Origin of the sequence: Rhodanobacter sp. ANJX3, from assembly GCF_014200755.1 — a bacterium.
Classification (GTDB): Bacteria; Pseudomonadota; Gammaproteobacteria; order Xanthomonadales; family Rhodanobacteraceae; genus Rhodanobacter.
The window spans coordinates 866,506-879,154 of record NZ_JACHCM010000001.1; the positions used below are offsets into that span (position 1 = coordinate 866,506).

General features: G+C 62.1%; 13 protein-coding genes. 5 read left to right on the forward strand and 8 right to left on the reverse strand.

The features are described 5' to 3' along the window. Positions 1-35: 35 nt before the first annotated feature. Positions 36-869 carry a DUF4097 family beta strand repeat-containing protein gene (locus tag HDE76_RS03780; protein ID WP_179476923.1) on the forward strand — a complete coding sequence of 278 codons (834 nt, stop codon included), beginning with the start codon at positions 36-38 and terminating at the stop codon, positions 867-869. 15 nt (positions 870-884) lie between these two features. Here the strand turns inward: HDE76_RS03780 and HDE76_RS03785 are convergent, their stop codons facing one another. After that, a complete protein-coding gene (locus HDE76_RS03785; protein ID WP_179476924.1) occupies positions 885-1,397 on the reverse strand; it encodes a DUF1697 domain-containing protein in 513 nt (170 codons plus the stop codon). A gap of 197 nt (positions 1,398-1,594) precedes the next feature. After that, positions 1,595-2,299 carry a glutathione S-transferase N-terminal domain-containing protein gene (locus HDE76_RS03790; protein ID WP_184505487.1) on the reverse strand — a complete coding sequence of 235 codons (705 nt, stop codon included), beginning with the start codon at positions 2,297-2,299 and terminating at the stop codon, positions 1,595-1,597. A gap of 146 nt (positions 2,300-2,445) precedes the next feature. On the opposite strand from HDE76_RS03790, the gene HDE76_RS03795 reads away from it, so the two are divergent. Then, positions 2,446-2,907 carry a GNAT family N-acetyltransferase gene (locus tag HDE76_RS03795; RefSeq protein ID WP_179476926.1) on the forward strand — a complete coding sequence of 154 codons (462 nt, stop codon included), beginning with the start codon at positions 2,446-2,448 and terminating at the stop codon, positions 2,905-2,907. 338 nt (positions 2,908-3,245) lie between these two features. Here the strand turns inward: HDE76_RS03795 and HDE76_RS03800 are convergent, their stop codons facing one another. Then, positions 3,246-4,391: a diguanylate cyclase gene (locus tag HDE76_RS03800; protein WP_184505488.1), complete on the reverse strand. Its 1,146-nt coding sequence runs from the start codon at positions 4,389-4,391 to the stop codon at positions 3,246-3,248. A 433-nt stretch (positions 4,392-4,824) separates the two neighbouring features. Here HDE76_RS03800 and HDE76_RS03805 point away from each other — a divergent pair, with 433 nt between their 5' ends. The 3 genes from HDE76_RS03805 to HDE76_RS03815 are packed head-to-tail and all read left to right on the forward strand — an operon-like array spanning position 4,825 to position 7,389. Further along, on the forward strand, positions 4,825-6,240 hold the full coding sequence (locus tag HDE76_RS03805) for a cytochrome ubiquinol oxidase subunit I (protein WP_179476928.1): 1,416 nt from the start codon (positions 4,825-4,827) through the stop codon (positions 6,238-6,240). 8 nt (positions 6,241-6,248) lie between these two features. After that, positions 6,249-7,256, forward strand: coding sequence for a cytochrome d ubiquinol oxidase subunit II (cydB, locus tag HDE76_RS03810; protein WP_179476929.1), 1,008 nt, complete (start codon positions 6,249-6,251; stop codon positions 7,254-7,256). 1 nt (position 7,257) lies between these two features. After that, positions 7,258-7,389, forward strand: a complete 132-nt coding sequence (locus HDE76_RS03815; protein WP_179476930.1) for a DUF2474 family protein — start codon at positions 7,258-7,260, stop codon at positions 7,387-7,389. Between the two features lie 98 nt (positions 7,390-7,487). Here the strand turns inward: HDE76_RS03815 and HDE76_RS03820 are convergent, their stop codons facing one another. The 5 genes from HDE76_RS03820 to bla all read right to left on the reverse strand — a co-directional run bounded on the left by HDE76_RS03820 (position 7,488) and on the right by bla (position 12,582). Beyond that, the gene (locus tag HDE76_RS03820; RefSeq protein WP_184505490.1) at positions 7,488-8,648 is read right to left on the reverse strand and encodes a M23 family metallopeptidase; all 1,161 of its coding nucleotides are present in this window, start codon (positions 8,646-8,648) and stop codon (positions 7,488-7,490) included. Positions 8,649-8,766: 118 nt separating this feature from the next. Further along, positions 8,767-9,510: an aquaporin Z gene (gene aqpZ / locus HDE76_RS03825; RefSeq protein WP_179476932.1), complete on the reverse strand. Its 744-nt coding sequence runs from the start codon at positions 9,508-9,510 to the stop codon at positions 8,767-8,769. A 169-nt stretch (positions 9,511-9,679) separates the two neighbouring features. Then, positions 9,680-10,729 (reverse strand): aldo/keto reductase, encoded by a 1,050-nt coding sequence (locus tag HDE76_RS03830; protein WP_179476933.1) that lies wholly within the window; start codon positions 10,727-10,729, stop codon positions 9,680-9,682. A gap of 75 nt (positions 10,730-10,804) precedes the next feature. Then, on the reverse strand, positions 10,805-11,539 hold the full coding sequence (locus HDE76_RS03835; RefSeq protein ID WP_179476934.1) for an SDR family oxidoreductase: 735 nt from the start codon (positions 11,537-11,539) through the stop codon (positions 10,805-10,807). Positions 11,540-11,709: 170 nt separating this feature from the next. Continuing rightward, complete coding sequence (gene bla / locus HDE76_RS03840; RefSeq protein WP_179476935.1) at positions 11,710-12,582, reverse strand: class A beta-lactamase; 873 nt, start codon at positions 12,580-12,582, stop codon at positions 11,710-11,712. Positions 12,583-12,649: the final 67 nt, after the last annotated feature.

The following is a 12,649-nucleotide window of genomic DNA, read 5'->3' on the forward strand; positions in this document are numbered from 1 at the left end:
CATCTCATGATCCGTTACCCACCGGGAGTGAACACATGCGCACACTTATTTCTGCCCTACTGCTTCTCGCGCTGCCGCTGGCGGCGAGCGCCAACGAATGCAAATTCACCGCCGCGCGCAATGCCGACCTCGACGCGGCCGGCCTGAAAGACCTGATGCTGACACTCGGGTCGACCGACCTGGATATTCGAAGCGCTCCCGGCCTGACCAAGGTCGAAGTGCGCGGCACCGCCTGCGCCTCGGACGCCTCGAAGCTGCAGGACCTGCAGGTCAACGCCCGACGCAGTGGCGATCATGCCACGGTGGATACCAGCAGCAACCGTGGCTATATCAACATGAACGTGTTCGGTTCCAGCTACGCGTATATGAAGCTGGTGGTGCGCGTGCCGGCGACATTGGCCATTGCCGTCGACAGCGGCTCGGGCGACGTCAATGCCGCCGATCTTGCCTCGCTGAATTTCGATTCGGGCTCCGGCGACCTTATCGCCGACCGTATCGCCGGCCCACTGACGCTGAAAGTCGGCTCGGCCGACGTCAAGGCCCAACACGTCGGCAGCGTCGATCTGCGAGGCAGCGGATCGGGCGATGTGCACGTCAGCGATGTGCAGGGCGACGTCCATGCAGGCCATTCCGGCTCCGGCGACCTCGGCTTTGACCGCGTCACCGGCAATGTCAGCATCGGGGGAACCGGCTCCGGCGATATCCGGCTCGATGGCATTGGCCGCAATGTCGAGGTAGGCAGCACTGGATCGGGCGATGTGACGGCCGACGGCGTCGGCGGAAACTTCACCGTTCACTCCACCGGCAGCGGCGATATCCGGCACAGCAATATCAAGGGCAGCGTCAACGTACCCAAGAGCGACGACTGAATTCTATTAACCGCCTCACGATGACGTCGCCATGGCGGTCAGCTTGGCGACGGTATTCATATTGCGCGCGGTGCCGGCAGAGGCCGCGGCTATCTTCAACCGCGAATCGGCCATGCCGTCGACATAGTGCACGTAGATCTCGCGTCGGCCCAGGGCGATGCGTTCGTCCTTGCGGCCGGTGACGTGATCGAGCGTATCGGCTGGCGGCGCGCCTTCCAGAAAAATGGCCATCACGCGATCGGGCGGCTCGCCAGCGAAAGGATTCGCCGCCAGCACGGCAGCCATTTCCGTTCCTGTCCGCACCAGCACACCCACCTGCTTTCCCGCGTATGCCGCCAGTCGTGACGCCAGCGCCGCCGTCACCTGCTTTTCGGTCTGCTTGCTTTCAAACATCAGGTTACCGCTGGCTATAAACGTGCGAACGTTCGCAAACCCGGCCTGCTCGCCCATCGCTTTCAGTTCGGCCATCGGCAGTTTGCCGGTGCCACCGACGTTCACGGCGCGCAGCAGAGCAATGTACGTCTGCATATCCCCTCCTCTCATCACTTTATGCAAAACACCCGATGCGACCGACAGGCCTCCCACCCGGCCAGATGTAACCGTTAAAGATGTAACGCACTGTCCGATCGCGCTGCATCCACCCATCTGCCGAAGACGGCAGCGTCGGCCACGGCAGGACACCGTTCCTCAACGGCGAGCTGTCACTGATCGACCAACAACCGTCTTCAGCCGCGGCGCGGAATGTCCAGGCCACGCTGCACCGCCGGCCTCGCCAGCGCGCGATCGAGCCAGCCGGGAACGTGGCTCAGCGTGTCGTACTCGACGATCTCGCGCGCCTCGTAGAACGTGATCATATTTCGCACCCAGCCGATCGTCGCGATATCGGCGATGCTGTACTCCTCGCCCATGATCCATGGGCGATCCGCCAGGCGCGTATCGAGCACGCTCAACAGTCGCTTGGATTCCGTCGCGTAACGCTCCAGCGGGCGCTTGTCGGCGATCTCCCTGCCGGCAAATTTGTGGAAAAAGCCCAGCTGCCCGAACATCGGACCGATCGCCGCCATCTGAAAGAACAGCCACTGGATCGTGTCCCAGCGCTGCGTCGCGTCGGCCGAAATAAACTGCCCCGACTTGTCGGCCAGATACAGAAGAATCGCACCCGACTCGAACAGGCCGATCGGCTTGCCGCCCGGACCATCCGGATCGATGATCGCGGGAATCTTGCCGTTGGGATTGAGCGAGAGAAACTCCGGCGTGTGGCTCTCGTTCTTGGTGATGTCGACCAGATGCGGCTCGTACGCCAATCCGGTTTCTTCCAGCATGATCGAGACTTTGACGCCGTTGGGCGTGTTGAGCGAATACAGCTGAATGCGCTCGGGATGCTGCGCGGGCCAGCGCGTAGCAATGGGAAAGTCGGAGAGCTTCGACATAACGGGTCCTGGGTAAACGACTCGCTGCAAAGTAGGCCCTTCCGTCGGCGCATTCAATAGCTGCGCCAACGACACGGCAACCGGCCCCACCGAGTGACACGTCACGCGCTTGCGCGATGCGACGAATCAGCGCGATAGTCGTGTCCATGAAACCGTCCCTCATCATTCGCTCCGTAACAACCTCGGACCTGCCTGGATGGCGCACGCTGTGGTCCGGCTACAACGCCTTTTACGGTCGCAAGGACGAAACAGCACTGGCCGATGAGATTACCCAGACCACCTGGAAACGCTTCTTCGATCCGCTGGAACCGGTACATGCGCTCGTTGCCGAACAGGACGGTCGGTTGCTTGGACTTACCCACTACCTGTTCCATCGCAGCACCACCCAGCTTGGACTGAACTGCTATCTGCAGGACCTTTTCACCATCGAAGCGGCACGCGGGAAAGGCGTGGGCCGAGCGTTGATCGAAGCCGTCTATGACCGCGCGAAAGAAGCCGGTTCACCGCGCGTCTATTGGCAAACCCACGAAACCAACGTCACCGCGATGCGGCTCTACGACCAGGTCGCCAAGCGCTCGGGCTTTCTCGTTTACAGCCGACTCGTTTGATTGGTCTGCCGCCGTATCAACCCGCATGCCCTACGATATTCGCCCGCGAGCCGCTTTTCGACTTATGCAAGATAACTTGGCAAGGGACGATTACACGCTGTATTTCCTTGGCGTCGCGCTTGCAAACCCATCAGCTTTGGCGCGGCATGACGAGCCCGCCGGACACTTTCGAGCCTTTCATCGCTTTTGAAGCCCTGTCATTTTCCGGTCGGCGTTGGCACAAGGCGCCTCGTATCTATCATTGACCTGACCACTCCGCCGCTTTTTATGGTCGACGCGCATGGCGCATTGGTCAGCATTCGGTAAGCACCGCTGAGGCAGCAAACACAAAGTTCGTATCAGTCGTCCAGCGCGACGGCAACGCGATTGCGCCCTTCCACCTTGGCCGCATAAAGCGCCTTGTCGGCACGCCGCAGCACATCGTCCAGGCTCCTGTCATTGGCATTGGCCACGCTGATGCCGATGCTCACCGTAAACACGGGGAGGCCTTCGCTGCGATCGGCAGCGGCGGCGACGCGCAGTTTCTCCGCCACGGCGCTGGCATCGAACGGCGACATTTCACGCAGGATCAGCGCAAACTCCTCGCCGCCGATCCGGCCGACGATGTCGCTACTTCGCAGCGTAGCCAGCGCAAGGCTGGCAAATCGCTTCAGCACGAGATCGCCCACGGCATGTCCGTAAGTGTCGTTGACGCTCTTGAAGTGGTCGAGATCGAGCATCGCAACGGACAACGGCCGGCCCGAACGGCTCGCCAGCAGCAGCTCGCGATTGCCCACGTCCATGAAATGCCGGCGATTGGCTAGCCCGGTCAGGCTGTCGCGCGTGGCCAGCTCATACAGACTCGCCGCATAACGTCTCACTCGATCAACCAGCGGGCGAAAAATGAAAATCGCCTCCAGCGACAGCGTAATCAGCAGCGTGATCAACACCACCTTTTGCGCTGTACGCAGCCATTCGATGCGCCGATTGGCTTCGTCTTCGAAAATCGACACGGCCTGATTCAAGTTCGGCAGCAACGTTGTGCGAGCCGCTGCCTGCAGCCGTCGATAGGCCGCCTCGACGTCGCCACCGGGCAAGGGTTGGGCAAAGCGACGCGCGTCGAGGACAAATTGACGCACCGCGAAATCCAGCGGCGTCGCGCCCTCCAGATAAAAACGATGCGCTGACGGAGAAAGCTCATGGCGGATACCGAGATCACCGCCCTGCATCAGTGCTTTTTCCGAACGCTCCATCAAGGTGACGGCATCGAGCAGCGGCTGCCGCGCGGTCGCATCGCCGGCATGCAGATCCGTCGCCAGCAATCCGATGCGCTGCGAAAGCATGCGCTGACGCCCCGCCACATTGATCACCGTGGCCGAATCGCCTTGCGCCACGATCACGTTGTTCAGCAGCACATGCACCGCGCCGGACAGAATGGCGATCAGCGCCAGTCCAGCGATATACGCATAGGTAAGGCGTCTGGCAATCGCACGCTCGGCGTCCATAGTGATTCCGTAGTTTTTGATGGAGCGTGGAAGTTAAGGTGCCTGGAAGCTAAAACCGCGCGCACGGAGCTTGAAACAACTGCAGCCGTCACGGCAAGGGGCAAGAGCGCATGCGGTCTGACAAAAAAAGCCGTACCGCGCGCATGGCGAGTCGAGCGCTGGATTTTTTTCGACGGCTGCTGCCGCATCCATCGCGCTGACATCGTTGCAAGAAACTCTCATCGGCCGACCCTGCGCGATCCATCCGATATACGCGATGACCGGCCGAGCCCGCACCGGCCTCAACTTCCAATACGCGCATCGCCGCCGCCAGATTGTCGCACCGCAGCATCATATTGCTCTATCTATTGCTCTATCGGCGTAATCTTCACGCGTGTGATTCGTCAGCCGGAACGCGGGCGACGCAGCGGATTATTTTGATGGAGCGACTGTCTTGAACCACATCGGCGACGCCCTGCTTTTGGCGCGAATCCAGTTCGCGTTTACCGTGTCGTTCCACATTATTTTCCCCGCCATCAGCATCGGCCTGGCCAGTTATCTGGCCGTACTCGAAGGTCTTTGGCTGCGCACCGGAAAAGTTGTTTATCGCGAGCTGTTTTTCTTCTGGTCGAAAATTTTCGCTGTCGGCTTCGGCATGGGCGTGGTCTCGGGCGTGGTGATGAGCTACGAGTTCGGCGCCAACTGGGCCGGCTTTTCGCAGGTGGCCGGCGCGGTAACCGGGCCGCTGCTCGCCTATGAAGTGCTGACCGCATTTTTTCTCGAAGCGGGTTTTCTCGGCATCATGCTGTTCGGCTGGACGCGCGTCGGGCCGCGGTTGCATTACCTGGCCACCGTGATGGTCGCCGTCGGCACATTGATCTCCACCTTCTGGATTCTGGCCTCCAACAGCTGGATGCAGACGCCGCAGGGCTTCGCCCTGATCGACGGCAAAATCGTGCCGATGGATTGGTTCGAGATTATTTTCAATCCGTCGTTTCCCTACCGCCTGATGCATATGGCGATCGCCGCCTTCATCGTGGCCGCCATGCTGGTCGGCGCGTGCGGTGCGTGGCATCTGCTGCGCGGGCGTCGCGACGAGGCGATCAAGACATCGTTCTCGATGGCGATGTGGATGATCGTGTGCATCGTGCCTATCCAGATTGCCGTCGGCGACGCGCACGGCATCAATACGCGCAAATATCAGCCAGCCAAGATCGCCGCGATCGAAGGCCTATGGGAAACCGAGAAAGGCGGCACCTCGCTCAACCTGGTGGGCTGGCCGGACATGCAGGACGAGGTCACCCGCTACGCGCTGAAGATTCCGCACCTCGGCAGCCTGATCCTCACGCACAGCTGGGACGGCGAGATTCAGGGCTTGAAGGACTTTGCACCGCGCGATCGGCCCAATTCCACCATCGTGTTCTGGAGCTTTCGGATCATGGTCGGCATGGGCTTTCTGATGCTCTTTCTCGGTCTGCTGAGCCTGGCGCTACGGCGCGGCGGCCGGCTCTACGAGTCGCGCTTTCTGCAGCGGTTTGCCGTGCTGATGGGACCATCCGGTCTGATCGCGCTGCTGGCCGGCTGGGTCACCACCGAAGCCGGGCGACAGCCATGGGTGGTCTACGGCGTGCTGCGCACGGCCGATGCATCGTCGGCGCTTTCTGCCCAGCAGGTGGGCACGTCGCTGATGATTTTCGTCATCGTGTATTTCTTGGTGTTCGGCACCGGTATCTATTACATGCTCAAGCTCATGGGCAAAGGCCCGTCGCTTGGCGATGCCACCGATACGCACGGCGACGACACCGGCAGGGGCGCACCACGATTCGATCATCGCCCGCTGTCCCGTCCCACCGATCCGATCGACGAATAGGCGCCGCCATGCACATCGATCTCCCCATGATTTGGGCTGCCATCATCGGTCTGGGCGTTTTTCTGTACGTGCTGCTCGACGGATTCGACCTCGGCATCGGCCTGCTCTTTCCGTTCTTCCATGGCGAAGGCGACCGCGAGGTGATGCTCAACACGGTCGCCCCGGTCTGGGACGGCAACGAGACGTGGATGGTGCTCGGCGGCGCCTGTCTGTTCGCGGCGTTCCCGGTCGCTTACGGCACGCTGCTGCCGGCGGTGTATATGCCGCTGATCGCCATGCTGTGCGGCCTGATCTTTCGCGGCGTGGCCTTCGAGATACGCGCCAAGGCCAGGCGCACCCAGCATCTCTGGGAGTTGGCCTTCATGCTGGGCTCGGCGATGGCCACGTTTTGCCAGGGTGTGATCTTGGGCACCCTGCTGCAAGGCGTCACCATCGTCGATGGACGATTCGCCGGCACGGCGTTCGACTGGCTGTCGCCTTTCAGCCTGTTCTGCGGTCTGGGCCTGCTGACCACCTATGCGACGCTGGGCTGCACTTGGCTGGTGATGAAAACCGACGGCGAGCTGCAGCGGCGCATGCGCGTGATGGTAAAGCCGCTGGTGCTGACCCTGCTGCTGGTGATCGGCGTAGTCAGCCTGTGGACGGTGCTGGGCCAGCAGGCCGTTGCCGATCGCTGGTTCGCCCGATACAACTTCGTCTTTTTTGCACCGGTGCCGATCCTGGTGCTGGCCTGCGTCGCCGGCATCGTCAGGTTCAATACGCGCGGGCACGACAAGCTGCCGTTCGTGCTGACCCAGGCGATCTTGTTTCTGGGCTACAGCGGGCTGCTGATCAGCATTTTCCCCTACATCGTGCCGCCGTCGCTGACGATTTGGGCGGCCTCCTCGCCGCCCTCCAGCCAGAAGTTCACGCTGGTCGGCGTACTGATCGTTCTGCCGATCATCCTGGCGTATACGGGGCTGGCGTACTGGGTGTTCCGCGGCAAGGTGCGCCACGGCGATGCGGGCTACCACTGATATGGACCAACCCGAACAGGCGCCACTGCACAAGCGGCTCGGATGGTTTTTTCTGCTGTACGCCGTGGGTTTTCTCGCCGTGCTGATCGTCGCAGGACTCTTCCGTGTCCTGGTACTGGATGTAGTGCGATAGGCAGTCGCGCAGTCTAGACAAGCAGCCCGCAGCGCGTCACTGCATTTTGTCACGCCCGAATGACAACTGACGAATTGGGCGATCGACGCGACTTGAACTCAGGGAAATCCGATCACCACATCGTTCAACGGCAGCTGAGCCTGACGATGCTGCGCCGGTGGTGCGGTCCATGGGCCACCCTGGCCGAACAGCTGGGCTTCGGATTCCGGCCCGAAAAAATCGAAGCGATCGAACACGAACGGCAGGCCTTCCGAGCCTTCGAAGGTCGCTGCATTGGACAGTTGGAAATGTAGATGCGGCGCGCTGGATCCGCCGGACTGACCGAGATGCCCAAGCAGTTGACCGCGCGTCACGTGATCGCCGGCATGCACTTTGACGCTGCCGCGCTGCAAGTGCGCATAGCTGGCAAACACGCTCGGTGCCACCTGCAGCACCACGTAGTTGCCGAAGACCGCGCGCGTCGTCAGCGAATCGGGTTCGCCCTGCGGACTGAGCGGCGCATGCTCTTGTTCGCCGTCGTGCGCATCGCTGATCACGCCATCGGCGACAGCGATCACATCGGCGCCGTAACCGATCCAGTCGACATAGCGCGAGTGGCCGATGTCCTTCACGCCAGCGTGCATGGCATGACCCTGGCGATCAATTCCCACCAGATCGAAGGCGTAGCGCTGCGGAATCGTCACCATGCCGTTCACCGCCACAAGGCTGCCCCAGTGATGCGAATGCGCATTGCCTGGTCCCTCGTGCGCCAGCCACAGGCCACCGCGCAGCGGCGCACCGAGGGTCAAAGGCGCTGTCGTATTCACGGGCACCGACACGCCATCGAGCAGCTCCGGTTTACCTTTTTCGGCGGCGAACGCCATACGGTGCCGAAGCATATGCGGCGATAAACTGCCTTTCGGCAGCGTGATCCATACGTAGATCACTGCACGCTTACCGGACTCGATCGACACCGGCGCGTGCTCTGCCGGCGCGGGGCGCGTCATGCCGGCCAGTTCGCCGGCGCTGAAGCTGGCCAGCGGCACGCTGGCATCATCGCCGTATACGTCGAGGCCCTGCGGTTTCAGCGCGCCGGTATCGCCGTAGATATTGGTGATATCCAGCTCGTAGGCCAGATGATTCAGGCCGTCCGTGCCCGTGAATGCGGTCGGTGCAAACGGCACGCGTGCTTCGACTGGCGCCAGCGGCTGCTGTGCAACGACGGTAGAACCCCAAAACAACGACGCGACAAGCGCCAACGTCTCGTAGCGTCTTTTCATCGGTGACTTCCCCGTCAGCTGGAGCATGCAGGATGTCTTCACCACGCTTGCGATTGCAAGCGTGATCACCCCCTGTCCCGATGGCGATGGCGATGGGCAAGGCTCGATGGCTTGCCCATCAGGTGATCGGCACGTCACCCACGATGTTGGGCCGGTCAGCGCCGAGCCAGCGGTAGACGGCGCCGCCGATCACGCCGCCTACGATGGGCGCCACCCAGAACAGCCATAGCTGGCCGATTGCCGTGGCACCGGCGAACAGCGCCACACCGGTAGAGCGCGCCGGGTTCACCGACGTGTTGGTGACCGGAATGCTGATCAGGTGGATCAGGGTCAGTGCCAGACCGATGGCCAATGGGGCAAAACCCGCCGGTGCGCGGCCGTGCGTGGCGCCCATGATCACGATCAGAAACATCGCCGTCATCACCACCTCGCAAAGCGCCGCAGCGGTCAGTGCGTAACCACCCGGCGACATCGCGCCGTAACCGTTGCTGGCGAAGGTACCCGCCGCGTTGGGATCGATCGCGAAGCCGGGCGCACCGCTGGCGATGTGCAGGAGTATCGCACCGGCGACAACGCCACCGATCACCTGCACCACCACGTATGGCACCACATCCCGAATCGGAAAACGGCCGCCGGCCCAGAGCCCGATCGTCACCGCCGGATTGAAATGCGCGCCGGAGATGTGGCCGAACGCGTACGCGCCGCTGACCACCGTCAAGCCGAAGGCCAGCGACACGCCGAGCAGACCGATGCCCAACGGATTGCCCGGCCCGCCGAACTTGGCCGCGAGAACCGCACTGCCGCATCCACCCAGTACCAGCCAGAACGTGCCCAGAAACTCCGCAACGAGTCGCCTTAGCATGACACTTACTCCCCTGGACGAACTGGCCCAGCGCCAGTCCAACCCGCGCACTTTGCGCCCGCGTCTCACGCACTGCAATAGTGCGCTTGCACCGGATTGAAACCTGCTCAAGCACTAAAACAGCGGAGCATCGATCAAAGACTCCATACCCCGCTGTCTCGGCCGCGGATCAACGCTCGTCGGCAGCCGCGATCTGCTTCTTTCGGTACTGGCCCTGCATGTCGAACATCCAGCCGGGATATTCGGGCGGCAGCATGCTGACCTTGTCCAGCGCGGCCAGTTCGTCGGCGTCGAGCTTCACTTCGGTGGCGCCGATATTGTCATCGAGCTGCTCGATTTTCTTGGCGCCGATGATCACGCTGGTCACGGGCTTCTGATGCAGCAACCACGCCAGGGCGATCTGCGCCACCGAGACCTTGCGCTTGTCGGCGATGCCGCGCATCACGTCGATGCAGTCGTAACCACGCTCCTTGTTCACCGGCGGAAAGTCGAAGCTGGCCCGACGGCTGCCCTGCTCGCCCTCCTTGTCGCGGCCGTACTTGCCGCTGAGCAGGCCGCCGGCCAGCGGGCTCCATACCATCAAGCCCATCTGCTCGCTGGTCAGCGCGGGAATGATCTCGCGTTCGAGGTCGCGTCCGGCGACCGTGTAATACGCCTGCAGCGACTGAAATCGCGACAGCCCATGTTTTTCTGAGATACCCAGCGCCTTGACGATCTGCCAGGCCGCCCAGTTCGATACACCGACGTACCGCACGTGACCGTGCTGCACGAGGTTGTCCAGCGCGCGCACGGTCTCCTCGATCGGCGTGGCGGCATCGAAACCGTGCACCTGATAGAGATCGATGTGATCGAGCTGCAGTCGCTTCAGGCTGGCTTTGAGCCCATCCTGGATATGGTGGCGCGTGAGCCCGCGCGAGTTGACGCCCCTGGTGCCGGTCTCGCCGAAGACCTTGGTTGCCACGATCACATCTTCGCGTGGCACCTTCAGATTCTTCAGCGCCTGCCCGGTCATGATCTCCGACTGGCCGAGCGAATAGACGTCGGCGGTATCGATGAAATTGATGCCGGCCTCGAGCGCGCGACCGATCAGTTTGTCGGCATCGGCCTGTTTCAGGTCGCCGATCTTGCTCCACATCTCACCTTCGCCGCCGAAGGTCATGGTGCCGAGGCAAAGCTCGGAAACGAAGACGCCGGTATGGCCGAGTTTGTTGTAACGCATGACATGCTTTCCTGTGTGGGCAACGCGTAGCAGCGCGGCCACTTTCGAAAAGCGGCCGTTCTCAGCGTCGAAAAATTACGGAGAAATCTGACGAGTCGGCATGATCAGCGACTCCTGCATATTGACGTGCGCCGGCTGGGCGAAGGCGAATACCAGCGCGTTGGCGATGTCTTCGGCATGCAGCGCGTCGATCGAGTCGCGGCGCTCCTTCATTTTATCCGCCGGCACATTGAAGCCCCAGTTGGTATGCACGGCGCCCGGCTCGATCAGCGAGACACGAATGCCCTCCTCACCGAGCTCCTTACGCAGCGCGTCGTGAAAGCCGACGACCGCAAACTTGGTCGCGTTGTAAACCGACCAGCCGGCAATACCGTAACGGCCGCCGACGCTGGAAACCGTGCTGATCATCGCGCCCTTGCGGCCGCGCATCAGCGGAATCGCCAGCTGGGTACAGTTGAGTACGCCGTAGAGATTGGCGTCGATCGTCGACTTCCATTCTTCCCGCGTGCTCTTCTCGAATGGGTTGTTGTAGCCCACCCCGGCGTTATTGAAAAGCAGATCGATGCCGCCAAATTCCTTTTTTACCTCGGCAAAAACTTTCGCGATCGCCGCTTCATCCGCCACATCGGCGGCTTTCACCACGGCGCTGTCACCCAGCTCCTTGGCCAATGCATCCAGCTTGTCCTTGCTGCGTGCGACCAGCACGACCTTGACGCCTTCGTCCACCAGCGCCTTCGCGGTCGCTTGGCCGATACCGCTGGATGCGCCGGTGATCACGGCGACGCTGTCTTTGAGATCTCTGAGTTTCATGGCTTCATTCCTCCATCAATGGTCGGATTCGTTTGTGACCGCAGAAACCGATGCACTTAAGCCAAACGATCCGGTGGCGATACTTCACTTCCCACTATGGCGGACGCGCCGTATGCGTGCCGTGACCCGCAGGCGTCCGGCTCCCCAGACGCGAGGAGATCGCGCCGAAACTACAGCTGTGCGGCAATACGCCCTACATCGGCCAGCACCGCATTTCTTGTGGCCGCGTCGGCTGCAGAACCGGCGTAGTACGCCGTCACCAGCAGCGGCTGGCGCTGCGGCGGGTAGAGAATGCCGACGTCGTTGGTTTCGTTCTGCGCGCCGCTGCCGGTCTTGTCGCCGATCGTCCAGCCCGGCGGCAGGCCGGCACGCAGTTTTTCCGCACCGGTCGTGCAGCCGCGCAGCCATTCGATCAATTGTGCGCGCGGGGCCGCGGCAAGCGCGTTGCCCAACAACAGGTTTTGCAGCGTAGCGAGCGCGGCGTTCGGCGTGGTCGTGTCGCGGATATCGCCGGGACTGGCGATATTGAGATCCGGCTCGATGCGATCGAGCCGCGTCACCGTATCGCCTAGGCTTCTGGCGAACCTCGTCACGGCGCCCGGCCCGCCCATGCTCGCCAGCAGCAGGTTGGCCGCCGTGTTGTCGCTGACGGTCATCGCCGCCGCGCACAGCTCGGCGATGCTCATGCCCGGTGAACCCACGTGCTGGCTGGTCATCGGCGCGTAGCTCAGCAAGACCTCCCGACCGAACACGATGCGCCGATCGAGGTGTTCGTCCCCTCTGTCCACACGCGCCAACACCGCGGCGACCGCCAGCAGTTTGAACGTGCTGCACATCAGAAAGCGCTCATCGCCCCGATGCGTCGCGCGATGCCCGTTGCCGGTATCGAGAATGGCGACGCCCAATCGCCCACCGTGCCGGCGCTCGAGCTCGGCAAGGCGTTCATTTGCGTCATCCGAACCGCTGGCGATGGCCCATGACGGACGCAGTACCAAAGCGGACACACCGAGCAAGGCGCTTTTGAGCAGGCTTCGACGATTCATGATTCTCCCTGGCGGCGGCGCTGACAAAACATCCATCCAGGATGATCGCCGATCGCGACTGCAGGCT